The 16,244-nt window shown below is 40.3% G+C and carries 17 protein-coding genes; 7 read left to right on the top strand and 10 right to left on the bottom strand.

The features are described from left to right. Nucleotides 1-26 precede the first annotated feature (26 nt). Both sppA and F952_RS13740 read left to right on the top strand, forming a co-directional pair. Nucleotides 27-1,043, top strand: coding sequence for a signal peptide peptidase SppA (gene sppA / locus F952_RS13745; RefSeq protein WP_004928863.1), 1,017 nt, complete (start codon nt 27-29; stop codon nt 1,041-1,043). An 11-nt stretch (nt 1,044-1,054) separates the two neighbouring features. Further along, nucleotides 1,055-1,858, top strand: a complete 804-nt coding sequence (locus F952_RS13740; RefSeq protein ID WP_004928859.1) for an alpha/beta fold hydrolase — start codon at nt 1,055-1,057, stop codon at nt 1,856-1,858. A gap of 59 nt (nt 1,859-1,917) precedes the next feature. Here F952_RS13740 and purN read toward each other — a convergent pair whose 3' ends face one another. Both purN and purM read right to left on the bottom strand, forming a co-directional pair. After that, nucleotides 1,918-2,547: a phosphoribosylglycinamide formyltransferase gene (purN, locus tag F952_RS13735; RefSeq protein ID WP_004928858.1), complete on the bottom strand. Its 630-nt coding sequence runs from the start codon at nt 2,545-2,547 to the stop codon at nt 1,918-1,920. Then, nucleotides 2,544-3,614, bottom strand: coding sequence for a phosphoribosylformylglycinamidine cyclo-ligase (purM, locus tag F952_RS13730; RefSeq protein ID WP_004928857.1), 1,071 nt, complete (start codon nt 3,612-3,614; stop codon nt 2,544-2,546). The genes purN and purM overlap by 4 nt, the downstream gene beginning before the upstream one ends. A gap of 134 nt (nt 3,615-3,748) precedes the next feature. Between purM and cxpE the strand changes: the two genes are divergently transcribed. The 4 genes from cxpE (at nt 3,749) to F952_RS13710 (ending at nt 10,017) form a co-directional block, all read left to right on the top strand. Beyond that, on the top strand, nt 3,749-4,939 hold the full coding sequence (cxpE, locus tag F952_RS13725; RefSeq protein WP_004928856.1) for a chloramphenicol efflux transporter CxpE: 1,191 nt from the start codon (nt 3,749-3,751) through the stop codon (nt 4,937-4,939). Between the two features lie 20 nt (nt 4,940-4,959). Beyond that, nucleotides 4,960-5,667 (top strand): DnaA regulatory inactivator Hda, encoded by a 708-nt coding sequence (hda, locus tag F952_RS13720; RefSeq protein WP_004928855.1) that lies wholly within the window; start codon nt 4,960-4,962, stop codon nt 5,665-5,667. Between the two features lie 114 nt (nt 5,668-5,781). Continuing rightward, nucleotides 5,782-7,605 carry a rhombotarget A gene (gene rbtA / locus F952_RS13715; RefSeq protein ID WP_004928854.1) on the top strand — a complete coding sequence of 608 codons (1,824 nt, stop codon included), beginning with the start codon at nt 5,782-5,784 and terminating at the stop codon, nt 7,603-7,605. A gap of 9 nt (nt 7,606-7,614) precedes the next feature. Beyond that, nucleotides 7,615-10,017, top strand: a complete 2,403-nt coding sequence (locus tag F952_RS13710) for a CSLREA domain-containing protein (protein ID WP_004928853.1) — start codon at nt 7,615-7,617, stop codon at nt 10,015-10,017. 48 nt (nt 10,018-10,065) lie between these two features. Here F952_RS13710 and F952_RS13705 read toward each other — a convergent pair whose 3' ends face one another. The 5 genes from F952_RS13705 to F952_RS13685 all read right to left on the bottom strand — a co-directional run bounded on the left by F952_RS13705 (nt 10,066) and on the right by F952_RS13685 (nt 13,342). Then, nucleotides 10,066-10,464 carry a DUF3106 domain-containing protein gene (locus F952_RS13705; RefSeq protein WP_004928852.1) on the bottom strand — a complete coding sequence of 133 codons (399 nt, stop codon included), beginning with the start codon at nt 10,462-10,464 and terminating at the stop codon, nt 10,066-10,068. Continuing rightward, entirely contained in the window at nt 10,454-10,774 is a 321-nt protein-coding gene (locus F952_RS13700; protein ID WP_004928851.1) for a hypothetical protein, read from the bottom strand. The genes F952_RS13705 and F952_RS13700 overlap by 11 nt, the downstream gene beginning before the upstream one ends. Beyond that, a complete protein-coding gene (locus tag F952_RS13695; RefSeq protein ID WP_004928850.1) occupies nt 10,761-11,378 on the bottom strand; it encodes an RNA polymerase sigma factor in 618 nt (205 codons plus the stop codon). Before F952_RS13695 ends, F952_RS13700 begins: the two co-directional genes overlap by 14 nt. Before the next feature lie 163 nt (nt 11,379-11,541). Continuing rightward, nucleotides 11,542-12,318 carry a TrmH family RNA methyltransferase gene (locus F952_RS13690; RefSeq protein ID WP_004928849.1) on the bottom strand — a complete coding sequence of 259 codons (777 nt, stop codon included), beginning with the start codon at nt 12,316-12,318 and terminating at the stop codon, nt 11,542-11,544. A gap of 52 nt (nt 12,319-12,370) precedes the next feature. Then, complete coding sequence (locus F952_RS13685) at nt 12,371-13,342, bottom strand: class 1 fructose-bisphosphatase (RefSeq protein ID WP_004928847.1); 972 nt, start codon at nt 13,340-13,342, stop codon at nt 12,371-12,373. Between the two features lie 178 nt (nt 13,343-13,520). Between F952_RS13685 and F952_RS13680 the strand changes: the two genes are divergently transcribed. Continuing rightward, nucleotides 13,521-13,718, top strand: coding sequence for an NF038105 family protein (locus F952_RS13680; RefSeq protein ID WP_004928845.1), 198 nt, complete (start codon nt 13,521-13,523; stop codon nt 13,716-13,718). Nucleotides 13,719-13,785: 67 nt separating this feature from the next. Here the strand turns inward: F952_RS13680 and pal are convergent, their stop codons facing one another. The 3 genes from pal to tolA all read right to left on the bottom strand — a co-directional run. Continuing rightward, nucleotides 13,786-14,355, bottom strand: coding sequence for a peptidoglycan-associated lipoprotein Pal (gene pal / locus F952_RS13675; RefSeq protein WP_004928841.1), 570 nt, complete (start codon nt 14,353-14,355; stop codon nt 13,786-13,788). A gap of 30 nt (nt 14,356-14,385) precedes the next feature. Then, entirely contained in the window at nt 14,386-15,669 is a 1,284-nt protein-coding gene (gene tolB / locus F952_RS13670; RefSeq protein WP_004928838.1) for a Tol-Pal system beta propeller repeat protein TolB, read from the bottom strand. Nucleotides 15,670-15,767: 98 nt separating this feature from the next. Beyond that, a partial coding sequence (gene tolA / locus F952_RS13665) for a cell envelope integrity protein TolA (RefSeq protein ID WP_004928835.1) occupies nt 15,768-16,244 on the bottom strand: 477 nt, incomplete at its 5' end.

Genomic DNA, 16,244 nt, shown 5'->3' with positions numbered 1-16,244 from the left:
GTTTTTAACTTTTTGGGTTATTTTTTATGTCAGATTGGCCACCTAAACCACAAAATGAAGTGCAAAATAGTAATAATAAAACTGGTCAGGAATGGCAGATTTTAGAGAAAGCTGTTTTGGCCTCTGTCGAGGAACAACGTCGTACTAGACGTTGGGGAATTTTCTTCAAATTTTTGACCTTTCTTTATTTGTTATTCGTTTTTGTATTGTTGGGCCGTGGCTGTACAACGTCTGAAAGCTCTGGTGGTACATCAAGTTCAACCGCGCATCTTGCTGTCGTTAATATTATTGGAACGATTGACTCGAGTAATCAGTCGGTCAATAGTGAAGACACCAACAAAGCACTTGAACGAGCATTTGAAGCAAAAAATAGTAAAGCTGTCGCCTTGAATATTAATTCACCAGGTGGATCACCTGTTCAATCTGATGAAATCTGGCAAGAAATTCGTTATCTGAAAAAACAGCATCCAGACAAGAAAGTCTATGCTGTAATTGGTGATATGGGCGCTTCAGGTGCGTACTATATTGCTTCTGCGGCTGATGAAATTATTGTCAATCCATCAAGTTTGGTGGGTTCTATTGGTGTGATTATGCCGAATTATGGCATCACTGGATTGGCGCAAAAATTAGGAATTGAAGACCGTACACTGACTTCAGGCTCAAATAAAGATATCTTGAGTATGACAAAACCGGTTAATCCTGCTCAACGTGAACACATTCAGTCTGTACTGGATAATGTGCATGCTCATTTTATTAACGCGGTAAAAGAAGGGCGTGGTACACGTTTAAAATCGAACGACCCAGCTATTTTTTCAGGTTTATTCTGGACAGGCGAGCAAGCCATCCAACTGGGTGTGGCTGACCGTACAGGTAATTTGGATACCTTGATGCGCGAGCTTAAAGTTGAAAATAAAGTGAACTATACCATTGAGCGTAGCCCATTTGAGTCTATTTTAGGAAAAATGGGATCAGAGTTGGGGCAGGGGATCAGTCAGTCTGTTTCTCAACAATTAAAAACTGAACAACAGGCTAAATTACAGTAGATCTAAACGCTATGCAGAATAAACCGATCATTCATTTTGCGCATGCCAATGGTGTACCGTCCAAAGTATACCAAAAGCTCTTTGATCAATTAAGCGATCAGTATGAGGTCATTTATGTACCATTGATTGGGCCAGATAAACGTTATCCAGTCACAGATCATTGGCCTCATCTGGTCGATCAGATCATTGATAGCATTGTGCGTCAAGCAGGTGGGCGTCAAGTGATTGGATTGGGGCATTCTCTTGGGTCTGTACTGACCATGATGGCAAGCTACAAAAGACCTGAGCTATTTTCTCAGGTAATTATGCTCGATCCTCCTTTGATTCTTGGAATACACTCATTGGGTTTGCATCTTGCCAAACATTTGAGTCCAAAAACAGTGGATCGCATGACCCCAGCAGGACTCTCAGCGCATCGTCGTGATCATTGGGAATCTCGTCAGCAAGCCTATGAACTGCTTCGATCAAAAGGGTTTTATAAAAACTTTGATGAAGATTGTTTTCAGGCTTATATCGATTATGCATTGACTGATGATGCTGTACGCGGTGGCGTGACGCTGACTATTCCTAAAAATGATGAAGTCATGCTTTTTCGGACCAATCCTTCGTGGTGGTGGCTGACATTGCATCGTGCTTGTAGTGTTCCAATTGATTTAGTTGTGGGAGCGCAAAGTGATTTTCTAAAGCGCGGTATTCCTCAAAAAGCGAAAAAGAAGCTTGGTATTCCTTTTACTGTGGTGGAAGGTGGGCATATGTTTCCCCTTGAACATCCGCAGGAAACTGTAAATCAGATTCAGAAGTTGATTCGAGCATAAATAGACATAAAAAAGCGCGCCTGGATGGCGCGCTTTTTTATGACATATTGGGTTGATTTTTAAATCTGACAGAACTGTAACGGCTTGAGTAAAGGCTTACCTTTTAATAATACCTGATCTGACTGATACTGGATTATATTGGTACAGATCCACTCAACCACTTGAGGATAAATGACATGTTCCAGTTCGTGGATCCGATTTGCTAAAGTAGCCACTGTATCGTGTTGCTCAACTTTTAGCACACCTTGTAATAGCGAAGGACCAGCATCCAACTCTGCTGTCACGTAGTGAACTGTACAGCCATGATAAACATCACCAGTATTTAAAACGCGCTGATGAGTATGCATACCTTTGTAAAGTGGGAGCAGAGAAGGATGGATATTAATCATTTTCCCTTGCCACTGCCTTACAAACTTTTCACTTAAAATTCGCATAAAACCAGCAAGCACAACCAAATCAATATTCCATTCAATGAGTTGCTGATGCATCGCATCATCAAACAGCTCACGAGTAGGATACGTTTTATGCTCAATCACTTTGGTTTGGATGTTGGCTTGTTCCGCACGTTTTAAAGCATACGCATCAGGTTTGTTGGAAATAACACCGACTATGCTGCCTGACAGATTGGCATCTATCAGGGCTTGTAAATTACTACCATTTCCAGAAACAAGTACCGCAATTTTTATCATGCAAAGATCACACGAATTTTTTCGTCTGCACCTTCAATAGATTCAGCATTATCTTGAATATGACCAATTTTCCAAGATTTTTCACCTTGAGCATTGAGCACTTGAATTGTTTTGTCTGCATCTGCTGCATCAACTGCAATGACCATACCAACACCACAGTTAAAGGTACGGTACATTTCAAATTGCTCTACACCGCCTTCACGCTGTAAAAGTTTGAACAATTCAGGCCATTCCCATGATGCTTCATCAATCACAGCTTGTGCACCATTTGGTAAAACACGCGGCAAGTTGCCTGGTAAACCGCCACCAGTAATATGCGCCATTGCATGTACATCGACTTGTTTGCAAAGTTCAAGTACAGGTTTCACATAAATACGTGTTGGTTCCATTGCAGCATCTGCCAAAGAACGACCATCAATTTCCTGGGTTAAATCTACATTTTTAACATCAAGAATTTTACGGAGTAATGAGTAACCATTTGAGTGAGCACCACTCGAAGCAACCCCAATTAAAACATCACCCGCTTTGACTTTAGAGCCATCAATGATTTTACTTTGCTCAACCACACCTACTGCAAAACCAGCCAAGTCGTAATCTTCGCCTTCATACATACCTGGCATTTCGGCAGTTTCACCACCAACAAGCGCACAACCAGCAAGCTCACATCCTTTACCAATACCTGTTACAACATTGGCTGCAACATCGACATTTAAATGACCTGTTGCATAATAATCAAGGAAAAATAATGGTTCAGCACCACATACCAGAAGATCGTTTACACACATGGCAACTAAATCCTGACCAATGGTGTCGTGACGGTTAAGGTTAAGTGCTAAACGTAATTTAGTCCCTACACCATCTGTTCCAGAAACCAGAACTGGCTCTTCATAGCCTTTAGGAATTTTACAAAGTGCGCCAAAGCCACCAAGACCGCCCATTACTTCAGGACGAGTAGTACGTTTAGCTACCGACTTGATACGATCGACTAGCGCGTCGCCCGCTTCAATGTCGACACCCGCATCTTTATAGCTTAAACCAGTATTAGGGGTAGAAGTTGAGTTGCTCATAGTGAAGTCTCCGCATTGGCGGCAGATTATAACCTGAATATACGAAACTCTTATGGTATTTATGACCGAAAATGCTATCTTTATTTAAATATTTTTGCATCTATAACGAATACATTAGAAAAAGGCTAGAATTTATGCAAGATCGTATGCTTCGTCGCGTCTTCATCCTAGCAGGTATAGCACTTCTACTTTGGGTATTATATTTACTCAAGCCCGTGGTCATTCCATTTGTTGGTGCTTTCTTAATTGCTTATCTGTTTAGTCCACTGGTAGAAAAACTTTCAAAAATCGGTTTGCCGCGTTGGCTTTCGATTAGTATCGTATTTATTGGTATTGGTGTTTTACTGACTTGGGCCATGTGGTATGTGGTGCCGCTAGTATGGCAACAGCTTATGTATGCCCGTGACAGTATTCCAAGTGGTATTCATTGGGTTAATGCGACTTTCTTGCCATGGGTGTCGCATACCTTCAACGTAGAACGCATGGAAATTGACACCGATCAAATTTCAACTGTAGTCATGGAATACATCCAGACCAATTACAGTGCAGATAGTATTCAAACCATGGCGCTACGTTTGGCACAGTCTGGTCTGAACTTTATCCAGATTGGGGGCACAATTGTGCTTATTCCGATTATCTCATTCTATTTTTTACTTGATTGGGATCGGATGTTGAACAGTTTACGTCGTTTGATTCCTCGGCCTTACGAAGAAAGTACTTTACGTATTGTGTATGAATGTCACAGCGTGCTCGGTGCCTTCGTTAAGGGACAGTTTCTGGTCATGTTACTATTAGGTATTGTATATGCCGTAGGTCTTCAGTTGATTGGTCTTGAAGTTGGCCTGATTATCGGGATGGTGGCGGGACTCGCCAGCATTATTCCTTATCTCGGTTTTGCTGTGGGCATAATCGCTGCCGTCATCGCCACGGTTTTTCAGTTTGGTGTAGACTGGATGCAGCTCGCCTTGGTGGGTGTGGTGTTTATGATTGGACAGGCTGTCGAAGGCTATATTCTTCAGCCATTTTTGCTTGGTGATAAAATTGGTTTGTCTCCTGTAGCGGTGGTTTTTGCAGTTTTAGCAGGCGCACAGCTTGCTGGATTCCTTGGAATGTTGATTGCATTGCCTGTTGCTGCAGTGATTGTCGTGTTACTTCGACATTTAAGGGAAGCTTACGAACATACACAGATGTATGCAGGAACAGCGACGGTGGTTTCGACTGGCAATGGTGAGCATATCAGTATCGAAACTGAAAATCTTGATCTTGATATTGAAGTGAAAAACCCGCAAGATACTGATACGTCGATTGATAATGATCGGAAGTAACTCGAAGGTCTATTACATTTATGCGTCAACTACAGTTGGATATTGAACCTCAGCTTGATGCCCGCATTAGCGATTTTTCAGGGCCAGGCTGGGGACATGTGGTTGATGCTGTTCGCCAGTTGCATGCTGGTTTAATGAATCGTTTCTATATTTATGGTGGAGCAGGATCTGGTAAAAGCCACCTGCTTTCAGCGATTTGTGATTCTTATCTGGAAATTGGCAAATCTGCCATCAAGGTCTCTTTATTAGAGCTTTTAGATGCGCCCATTGAAGCAATTACTTCTTTAGAACGCTATGATCTAGTTGCATTAGATGATATTGAAGCGATTAGTGGGGTGCCTCACTGGCAAAAAGCAGTTTTTCATTTAATTAATTATAATAATGAAGTGGGCGGACAACTGGTATTTTCATCACGTGTTGCTCCTATAGAGTTACGGTTGGAATTACCAGATTTACAGTCTCGTCTGACTCAGGCAGTCAGTGTAAAACTTCCCAATGGTAGTTTATTTGCAGACCGTCAGGCGTTAATTCTTTCCACCATGTCACGTCGCGGTTTGCAATTTGATCCGCAAATTCTTGACTATCTGCTATTGCATGGTCCGCATCAAGCGTCTTTACTACTCAAAACCATTGCACAGCTTGAAAAATTATTAAAGGGTGAGAAAACCAAATTATCCAACGCAACTTTGCGTCAGATTTATGCACTGATTGATGAATATCGGCAGTAAATTAAATCTTGAGTAATTACTCTAGCTGTGACAAAGTAGGCAAAGATTTCAAAGTTGTTCGGATGAATACAACTTTAAAAAAATAATGAAAAATGGAAAGCTAAGGAGATAAATATGCTCAAGCGGGGCTTAGGCATTGGATTGCTATGCATTGCGGGACATGCTTATTGTGACAATATCACGGTCAATACCACTACAGATGATGTCAAAGACGATAATCTTTGTTCACTTCGTGAGGCCGTTGAATATGTAAATCAAGGGATGCCAGAGGCAGGATACAATGGATGTGGTGGCAAAGGTGCCAATCCTATTATTTCGCTTGAGCAAAATAAAACGTATGAACTAAAAAATAAAATAGAGATTAAAAAGACGCTTCAAATTCAAACGATATCAGATGCTTCAATTACCGATCAGCCAGGTGTCAAGAATGCCACGATTAAAATGGTAGGATCTGATCAACTCTTCAGAATTTTGGATGGTAGTAAAGATAATACCCAATTTAATGTGATTTTTTCTCAGGTGAATCTTGAGGGGTGTGCTAAAGACTGCGGAATTACTCAGGGGGGACTAATTTATAATCAGGAAACATTATATTTAGAGTATGTCACCCTAAAAAATGGCTATGCTAATCAAGGAGGAGCCATCTACAACGCACAGGTATCTGATACAGATAAATCTGATGGGGTGGTTACCATTGAAAATAGTTTGCTACAAAATAATAATGCGACTCAAGGTGCTGTTATTTATAGTGAATTACCAAAATTTATCGTTTCACAGTCGGTGATTAGGGACAATAAAGTTACAGGAGCAAGTACACCAGCATTATTTTATAGTGCAAATAAGTTCAGTGATAGTGATGCTTCAAGTGCTTTTACATCTCAAACCTATGGACTAAAAAATAACAGTATTTTTAGTAATACGGGCTATTTAATTAACTTACGTGATGGACAAACGCTTAATAATCTGACACTTGTGCGTAATAGTGCCGGAGTTTATTTTAGTGCGCCATTAGGTAAAGCCTTTCTTTCAAATAGTATTGTGGTCGAGAATGGCCAAATTAACGACGAAGTATTACAAACTGCAAAAAACTGTACCTTTGCAGCAGATGATCAATCGATTGTCCAAAATAATTTAGTTAATAATGACTGCGCCACAAAGAATTCTAACTACCCGAATATTAATATTGGCTCAAACAAACTTTTTGCAGGAACTGGTGTAGAAGGACAATGTAATCTTGCACCTGCTGATGGATTGTTGTGCCCATACAGTATCCCCACGAAAGCGTTTTTAGGATACTTTAAGCCTCGACTTTTAATGAGTTATAGCACATTAGGTCAGTCTCTGATTGTTGATCGAGGTCAAATCACAGGTACAGGTGCATGTGAGTCGATTGATCAACGAGGTAAAACACGCAGTAATAGCCAATTATGTGATCTTGGTGCAATTGAATTAGTGATTGATACATCGTCTATCAGTGTGGTGGGAACTGATATTTTTTATGGTCAAGTGGCGAAGTTCTCAATTGGAGATCAGTTGACGGATGGAGAGTTAGTACCTGCAAGCGCCTGTGATGCAATTTTGGGTAAACGTAGTGATGGCAAAGAATGGCAAGTAGGATGTGCAGAGGTGATTCAAACCAATACACCATCTAAAGGAAAAATTACGCTCGACCAAGAGGGTAATGTTGTGTATACCCCTGATGGCAATTGGCACGGTACAGAGGAATTTAAAATAAGAGTCGTCACGACATTAACTCGTTTCAGTACGTCTAACAATAGTAAATATATCGATATTCCAGTACGTATTGTTCAGAATCCACCAAATACTTTTGAAGATAAAACCGTTAATTTGGGTGGCGGCGGTAGTATAGGGCTAGGAGCCATTTCTATATTGCTGAGCCTTATGGTTTGGCGCCGTCTGGGAAAAAGCAAGGATTAAGGAATAGCCATGCAAAATTATAAGAAAGGACTACTGATCGCTATGGTTCTTTCAGCGATGTCGTTGATGGCCGCTGAAGATAAGACCATTTATGTCAATACTTTTGATGATATTGATGACAACAATAGTTCCAAGTGTTCATTACGCTTAGCGCTGAAAACTGCTGCTGCGAACAAAGCATATGGTGGTTGTAACGTTGGAAACACCATACCGTCAAGTGCCGATACAATTCAGCTTGAAGCGGGAACATACAATCTGAATTCAGAATTGGTTCCGACCTCAGAAGTTGTGATCAATGGCAAAGAGCCTTCAGATTACAATCAAAAAGATGCCATTACCAATCAATATCCGGCGTTGACAACATTACAAACAAAGATTTCAGGACAGGGAAAGGTTCGTCTTTTTAATACAACCGATGCTAAGACTGGACTCACTTTAAATAATATTGAACTTATACAAGGCAAAAGTAATGATCGAGGTGGCGCTTTATATCTGGGTGGGACAACAACGCTGAATAGAGTAAATGTGCTCAATTCAAGTGCAGCCAGTGGAGGGGCGATTTACTTGGAAAATGGTACGAATATTCTTAATATCAGTAATAGCCTAATTCAGGGGAATACGGCATCATCTGGCGCTGTGCTTGATATGGCTTGTCGTGATGCTCTAAGCTTTAATACAAGAACGATCAACTTTAATCAAAACAGTATTGTGGAAAATGGTTCAAATACTAATAACACTGTCTTGGTGTTTTGCGGAGCACCTACAGCGACATTAACCGCAAATACGATTGCCAAAAATACAGCCAATACTGGCTCTGGTAGCATTCTAAAATTTAATAATGATCAAACAACAAATAGTCTGGCTCAAACCTCAAGCTTAACTTTGGATAGTAATACTATTGTTGAAAATACGGCCTATAGTACTTTTTTGTATGATCAAATCGGTACCAAAAAACTTATTCTTAATGCTTTATTTGGTAATACAGGAAAATCATGCCGATTTGCTTCTGGTGATGTCGCACAGCAAACATCAACGGGTTTAAGCCTGTCGTATAACGCACTGATGTTATCTGGAGCTAAAGACGGGCAGTGTGATGTGAGCAATGAGGTCTTAAAGACCGAACATAACACGGTTGATGTAAGCAATATAAGTTTTAGTAATTTACTTGAATATGTAGCAGCTTCTGCAAACACGAATTTCTTGCCTGTATACTTTCCTAAAAACAATCAAACACTGACAGATCTTGTGAATGTGGGCACTTCGGTTTGTAATGGACAGTCAGACCAGCGTGGCATTAAGCGTATTACCGATGGTACCTTATTACTGAACCCGACTGAGAATAATAGCTGTGATATAGGATCGATAGAATTAGTCAAATTGACTGCTGCGGATGTAAACGCTTTGGTCAACACGTCTTTAGTAAATTTATTTACCAATAGTAATAATAGCGGCTATGAAAATCAGCGTGATTACTATAAAAGTTTAATTGATGATTCTGCTACAGATTCGAAACTACTGCCTGCTTACAATGAACAATATCAAAAATATAATGATTTGGTGATTAACACCAAAGCCAATTTAAAATACCGTGCAATTTACGTAGATCCTTTTACTAATAGTATAGCTGATGAAGATTCTAACCATAAAATTTTGCCGCTCAATACCGATAATTATAAAGTAAGTGTCGAACGCTATGGAATTGGAACATTGTCTAGTTCAGGGAGCAGTGCAACAGTAACCAAACTGCGAGATGATGAGAATTTATTGTGTGAATGGAATCCAACACTCAAACGGGTTATTATCTCACGCAAGGATGATCAGATTACTCAATCTGAAGAATATAATATTTGTAAATATACACTCACTTCTAAGGTAAATCAGAGCAGTACTTCTTCGGGTTTGCTGTTTGCACAATTTAAAAATATAGCACCTATTGCTACAAATGATGAGTACACGATTCAATATGGTAGTGACCAGAAATTGACAGTAAATTTGCTTGCAAATGATAGCGACGATGGAGATGGTCCAACCTCAACACTTGTTAATAACCCAAATAAACCAAAATTTTATCGAAATTTTGAAGATGTTGAGCTGCCTATACGTTTAACGAATGTACCAAGTGGTATCACAGTTACAGCAGATCGTAGTGGGACATGTCCTGGAGATGATATTGCAAACATTTGTTATGGCGGCAATTTGTATATTCAGGTCAAAAATAATTTTAACCCATTCAATTACCAGTTTTCTTATGTGATTTATGATGCTGAAGGCTTAAAATCCAATGAGGCAACTGTGAAGCTAATTAATACTGCGACTACAACAAATGATAGTCGGGGAGGAGGCGGAAGTTTTGGAATTCTTTCCTTAATTGGCTTAATGGGATTAGTGGGTTACAGACGATTTAAACGATGATTCGAAAAAAAGAGGTCCAATTGACCTCTTTTTTTTAAATTAAAACTTTTATTGATCAACATTGGTTAAATACTTGTGCATATATTCTTCACGAATCTGAGTTCGTTCTTCATTTGAGGCATTTTGCATTCTTTTACGTAGGTCATTGCGTTCCTGCGTACTCATCTTTTGCCATGTGTCGCGCATTTTCTGTTTCTCTTGTTCTGGTAGTTGCGTGAACCAGTCCATGCGTTGTTGTAAATCTACTTTTTTATCTTTAGGTGCATCTTTTAGTGATTGATAGCGTTGAATCAATGCACGTTGTTCATCATCGGAAAGTGCATCCCATGTTTCATTGACTTGTCTATTGGCATCTTTTGAAAAAAACCAAAAGCGCTCAAAACCAGCAAAACTGGTTTGTAAAAATCCAAGGGCACACAAGGCTAAGGCTATTCTTTTAGCTACCATGAGGCACCTTGTCTTCGCCAAGTACGCTCAACATTTCAAAATCCTCCACCATTTGCGGTGAAAGTTTTGGTGTGACAATAACCTGATTTTGAGGTTTCTCCGTCATATCTACTGAGTTGGGTAAAATAACAAAACCAGTAATGGCTGCTGCCAGAGCAAAACCTGACATCTTCCATAGACTATAATATGACTTTGGTTCTTCTTTTATTTTCTCAAGAACATGTGTCATGACAACGGCTTTGTCTTTATGGTGACGTGCTAGTCCATCAAGCTTAGACGTCACATGCTTTGTGAAATCATCTTGATTCATCTGATGAACCTCCCAAAGATGGATTTAAGTGGGCTAATGAGGCACGTAATCCTTGAATCGCACGATGATAGTGAGTTTTAACACTGCCTTCGCTACAGTTCATGATTTGTGCAGTCGTTTGGGTATCAAAACCTTCCCATGCGCGCAGCATAAATGCTTGTTGTTGTCTTACAGGTAATTGAGCAATCGCTGCTTGAATTTCTTCAATTGTTACGGCTTGATCTAAAAATTCGAAAGGATTTGGTGTCGTTTCATCTACAACATCGGTTACTTCCTCATCAGAATCTAAACTCACTTTTTTAAAGAAGGAAAATGGATTGGAACGTCTGGCTTCTTTACGACGCCAGTCTTGGAGCTTGTTATTGAGTATGGTGTAAAACAGTGGATACCATTCATCGGTTGCTTTATCTGCATACGACTTATGTAATGCAATAAAGGCTTCCTGAACAAGGTCCATCGCAATCCCATGTTGTCCCTGAGTTGCACTTTCCATCATCACTAGCGCACGACCAGTCACATCTTGCATAAAAAACTTAAGACGTTGTTCGACCGTACCTTCATGAGTACTACGGTCAGATCGAGACTGTTTGGGTGCTAAATCCATAGAGATGGAAAATCCTGTCATTGGATACCCAATCTTCCTTTCAGATTACATATTCAATATAACGCTGAAAATGAAGAATGGGTTGACAACATAAACAGTTATTTTTTGATAGTTTAAATGATTTTATTCGATAAAAGAGAGACTTTAATATAAATTAACGTTTCTATTGTCGTTGACGAACCATTTCAAAAAAGCAAATTGAACCTGCAATTGCGACGTTTAATGATTCCTGACCACCTGGCTGCGGTATGGTTATAGCTTGTGCGTGACTGAGAGCATATTCTGAGGCACCTTGTCCTTCATTTCCTAAAATCCATACACAAGGTTTGGTGAGATCTTGATCATATAGATTAGTTGCATGATGTGAACTTGTCACGAATACTGGAATATCAAATTGTTCCAGAATCATATCTAACTCAATATTTTCAAAAGTATACAAGCTAAAATGAGCACCCATGCCTGCCCGAAGTACACGTGGTGACCATAAAGATGCTGAACCTTTGGTACACACCACCTGTTTAATGTTGGCTGCAGCCGCAGAGCGTAACAACGTACCTACATTGCCAGGGTCCTGAATATTTTCCAGAATAAGAGTATCTTTTTTAAAGTCGATGGCTTGGCTTGATTGTGGTAAATCAATGACTGCCAAACAGGCAAGCGTAGTACCTAAAGTGCTTAGATCTCGATAAAGACTTTCAGAAATAACAAAAATTGCACCCTGATAGATGTCAATAATTTTTTCAAAGTCGGCATGTTTAAGGGCAACTTCGGTCGTAAACAAAGAAATGATTTTTCGTTGTTCTTGCAACCAAGACAAACATAGATGTGTGCCTTCAAGTACGGTCTGTTTCTGTTTCTTACGGAAGGATTGCTGTTCGATTAAACCGCGAAGGTGTTTGATTTTGGCGTTATCTTTAGATTCAAGATAAATAATTGACATAAATGGCGTCCACTGTGATGCCAGAGAGTCGGCATCACAGTTTGATGGTTTATTAGTGGTAACTGGTGACTAGATCGACTTCATTTTTTGATCCAATAATCACAGGAACCCGTTGGTGTAGATCATTGGGTTGAATGTCCATAATACGAACCCGACCTGTTGTTGCAGAACCCCCAGCTTGTTCAATAAGAAAACTCATAGGATTTGCTTCATACATCAAGCGTAAACGACCTGCTTTACTTGGATCTTTTAAATCATAAGGATACATAAAAATGCCAGAACGGCATAAAATACGGTGAATATCTGCCACCATACATGCTACCCAGCGCATATTAAAATCTTTGCCGCGAACGGATGTTTTACCTGCTAGTAATTCATCTATATAGCGTTTTACTGGTTCTTCCCAATGGCGCTGATTTGAAGCATTAATTGCAAATTCTTGAGTATCTGCATCAAGCTGAATTGCATCTGAGGTCAAGATAAATGTTTGGCTTTCAGGATCAAAGGTAAAAAATGCGACACCTTCACCACAGGTAAGCGCCATCATGGTAGATGGACCATACAATACATAGCCAGCAGCGACTTGTTCAGTCCCAGCTTGCATGAAATCTTGGGTTTGGGTAATACTGTTTTTTGCAGGTAAAATTGAAAAAATAGTACCTACACACATATTGATATCGATGTTACTTGAACCATCAAGTGGATCAAATAATACGAGGTATTTGCCATCTTGTTGGCCAGGTGTAAATTCATCCAACTCTTCAGAAGCTAAACCGCCAACGTGTGGATGAACTTTCAACGCATCGATCAGAAAATCATTTGAAAGAACATCAAGTTTTTTCTGTGTTTCACCTTGAACATTTTCATTGCCTGCGCTTCCAAGCAGATCTGCCAATGCTCCTTTTTGAATGGCATGATCGATTTTTTTACATGAATTAGCAATCGTTTCAATTACTTGTGCTAACTCAGGTGTCAAATTCCCATTTTTTTGTTGTAGATATTGAGCCAAGGTGAGATTTGACATACAAAATAACTCCGAAGAAGAATAAAGGTGGTGATCCCCAACTGCGCTATAGTTTAGATGAGATTGGACAAAAAGAAAAATTATCTTACTTTATTTACGGTTAATTTTTGCTTGCAAGCTTGAAAGAACATGCTATGTTTAATTGGATAGGAGAGATCCGAGGGTAGGAGTAGCGAAAATGACAATGAAGAAATTTGAGGAAGGTCCCACCCCAAACGAAGCATTAAGTTTGGATGATATCTCAAAAGAAAGTATTGCAGCGGCATGGGAAGGATATCAGGTAAAACCAGAATACAAAGAGTTTAACAAACATGATTTGATTGAGTCTTTTCAGAAACATGAATCAGATCAGGGTTCTCAGCAGCAATCGCAATAACGTAATTTAATCAATAAAATGTAAAAAAGCGCCTTTATGATAAAGGCGCTTTTTATTAAATCATGATTTATTTAAGAAGCGGGGGAACAGCTTCGTAGTTAATTTCAACACGACGGTTTTCTTTCCATGCTGCTTCGTTATGGCCTGGATTAATCGGCATCTCTTTGCCGTAACTGACGGCTTCTAATTGTTGTGGGTTTACACCATTCGTAATCAAATAGCTTTGTACTGCTTTTGCACGACGCTCACCGAGTGCCATGTTATATTCACGGGTACCGCGTTCGTCTGTATGACCAGTTAGGGCAACACGTGAATTGGCATTTGCAATCAGGAACTGTGCATGTGCTTGAAGCGTCTGATAATCTTCAGTCGATAAATCACTGCTATCGTAATCGAAATGCACCACACGTTTAGCTAAGAATGCACGGTTTGCTGCAGTGACGCCTTTGGCTGAAGCACCCGTCAGATTTTTTGCATTTAATGCAGCATCTTCACTTAAACCTTCTGTGCTTACCGTGGTAGCTGTAGAGGGCGTGTTCGCGGCAGATACTGGTGCAGCAGGTTTACGGCTTGCACAACCTGTCATTACTAAAGCCGTAGCCAAAACAGGTAAAACAAATAGTTTCATAGCGTTCATTTTTATCTCCATGGAGGTGATATCAGGTAATTACTTTGGTGCCCAAGCTGGTTCTCTTACTTCGCCTTGTTCGCTTGGAAGATTCATACGGAAACGTCCATCAGTCGACATGATAGAGAGCAAGCCACGACTCCCTTCATAGGTTGCATACACCACCATTTGTCCATTTGGAGAAAAGCTTGGTGATTCATCCAGGCTGGTTGGGGTCAGAATATTTACAATACCAGTCGAAATATTCATGATGGCAACTTTGTAATTGCTGCCAGAAGGGCGATGAACCAGCGCGATATTTTTACCATCAGCGCTGAGCGTACCACGTGCATTAAATGCACCACGGAAGGTCAAACGTTTAGTTGATGAGTCATCAAAACTGTATCGATAAATTTGCGGAGAACCACCGCGATCCGATGTAAAGATGAATGATTTACCATCTGGTGCGTAACGTGCTTCTGTGTCAATAGCATTGTCATTGGTCATGCGTTGCAATTGTCTTGTTGATAAATCCATTTGATAGATTTCTGGATTACCATTCATCGATGCTGTAAATAACATCGATTTACCATCTGGAGAGAAGCTTGGTGCGCCATTTAAACCTTTGAAGCTGGCGAGGACTTCGCGCTGACCAGTAGCAAGGTCTTGTAAATAAATCGCTGGGCGTTTGGTTTCAAATGAAACATAGGCAATTTTTTTGGCATCAGGTGTCCATGCAGGAGACAAGATAGGATCGCGTGAAGATAAGACTGTTTTAGGCTGCTCACCATCGGTATCCGCAATCTGTAAGGTATAACGTTGATCTGGCGTTGCAGGATTGCGTAATACATATGCGATACGTCCGCTAAAATCTCCAGCAATACCAGTAAGTGCCTGATAAATGGCATCACTAATCATATGCGCTGCCTGTCGCACACGTGATGCTGGTACAGTTAGAACTTCATTGAGCAGATATTGCTGTTTTTGTACATCATAAAGTTGGTAATGCACTTCAAATGCATTGTTGGCAGCAGGTTTTAGATTGCCAACAACTACATAGGGGATACCTGCAGCCTGCCATGCAGATGCCTGAATCGCATCAATTGAGGCTGTGGTTGGTAGATTTTTTGATGCGCTGCTAAAACGGCCTGATCGATTCAGGTCATTTTCAACAATAGGAAAAATTGACTGGTCATTCCCAAAAGGCACAATCGCGATTTTAGGAGCCTGTTCTGGCGCTTTGGCAATTTCTAAATGTAATTGTGCAAAGGCTGTAGAAGTAACGGTCATGCCGAGTGCCGTCATCAGGGCAAATGAAAGTATATGTTTGCGCGTCATATCCATAATCGTGATAGCTTGGGTTGGTTTGAGTTGCTCGTGTGTTGTTTTAGCACGATTACATACTTTGAATCCATGTAAAGCATGTAATCGTGAGCAAATTTTTATTTTGCAGTAAATGATGAAGTGAATGTGCGTGCTTCACGTCGTGCATCTGCATCTGATGGCATTGGATATGGCGCGGCAGATCTTACAGCAGCCTCTACACTTGCCTTCACATCTGGATCACTTGAGTTTACAACCACAGATAATACAGATCCGCTATCACTGAGTGTCACACGTGCAGTGGCTTTTTTACCTGTAGAACCCATTGGAATATTCCATGCACGATAAATTTTTTGCTCAAAATCCTTTTTGGCACTTGATGCTATTTTTCTAGATTCTGCTTTCTTCTGGGCAGCTTCTTGCTCGGCTTTTTGAGCAGCTGATGCTTTCGCTTCTGCTTCCTGTTCAGCTTTTGCTTTAGCAGCATCGGCTTTTGCTTTGGCCTCTGCTTCGTTTTTGGCTTTAGCAGTAGCCTCGGCTTTTGCTTTAGCATCTGCTTCGCGTTTGGCTTTAGCAGCAGCCTCGGCTTTTGCTTT

Origin of the sequence: Acinetobacter baylyi DSM 14961 = CIP 107474 (genome assembly GCF_000368685.1) — a bacterium.
Classification (GTDB): Bacteria; Pseudomonadota; Gammaproteobacteria; order Pseudomonadales; family Moraxellaceae; genus Acinetobacter; species Acinetobacter baylyi.
Note: the sequence above shows the minus strand (reverse complement) of the source record. Positions and strands in the feature narration are given on the sequence as shown.

Coding starts and splice junctions, on each gene's coding strand:
- F952_RS13685 (WP_004928847.1), bottom strand. CDS start 13,342: ATGTCAAATCTCACCTTGGCTCAATATCTACAACAAAAAAATGGGAAT.
- pal (WP_004928841.1), bottom strand. CDS start 14,355: ATGAACGCTATGAAACTATTTGTTTTACCTGTTTTGGCTACGGCTTTA.
- purN (WP_004928858.1), bottom strand. CDS start 2,547: ATGATAAAAATTGCGGTACTTGTTTCTGGAAATGGTAGTAATTTACAA.
- F952_RS13700 (WP_004928851.1), bottom strand. CDS start 10,774: ATGAATCAAGATGATTTCACAAAGCATGTGACGTCTAAGCTTGATGGA.
- F952_RS13690 (WP_004928849.1), bottom strand. CDS start 12,318: ATGTCAATTATTTATCTTGAATCTAAAGATAACGCCAAAATCAAACAC.
- F952_RS13740 (WP_004928859.1), top strand. CDS start 1,055: ATGCAGAATAAACCGATCATTCATTTTGCGCATGCCAATGGTGTACCG.
- tolB (WP_004928838.1), bottom strand. CDS start 15,669: ATGGATATGACGCGCAAACATATACTTTCATTTGCCCTGATGACGGCA.
- rbtA (WP_004928854.1), top strand. CDS start 5,782: ATGCTCAAGCGGGGCTTAGGCATTGGATTGCTATGCATTGCGGGACAT.
- cxpE (WP_004928856.1), top strand. CDS start 3,749: ATGCAAGATCGTATGCTTCGTCGCGTCTTCATCCTAGCAGGTATAGCA.
- F952_RS13705 (WP_004928852.1), bottom strand. CDS start 10,464: ATGGTAGCTAAAAGAATAGCCTTAGCCTTGTGTGCCCTTGGATTTTTA.
- F952_RS13710 (WP_004928853.1), top strand. CDS start 7,615: ATGCAAAATTATAAGAAAGGACTACTGATCGCTATGGTTCTTTCAGCG.
- F952_RS13695 (WP_004928850.1), bottom strand. CDS start 11,378: ATGGATTTAGCACCCAAACAGTCTCGATCTGACCGTAGTACTCATGAA.
- F952_RS13680 (WP_004928845.1), top strand. CDS start 13,521: ATGACAATGAAGAAATTTGAGGAAGGTCCCACCCCAAACGAAGCATTA.
- purM (WP_004928857.1), bottom strand. CDS start 3,614: ATGAGCAACTCAACTTCTACCCCTAATACTGGTTTAAGCTATAAAGAT.
- hda (WP_004928855.1), top strand. CDS start 4,960: ATGCGTCAACTACAGTTGGATATTGAACCTCAGCTTGATGCCCGCATT.
- sppA (WP_004928863.1), top strand. CDS start 27: ATGTCAGATTGGCCACCTAAACCACAAAATGAAGTGCAAAATAGTAAT.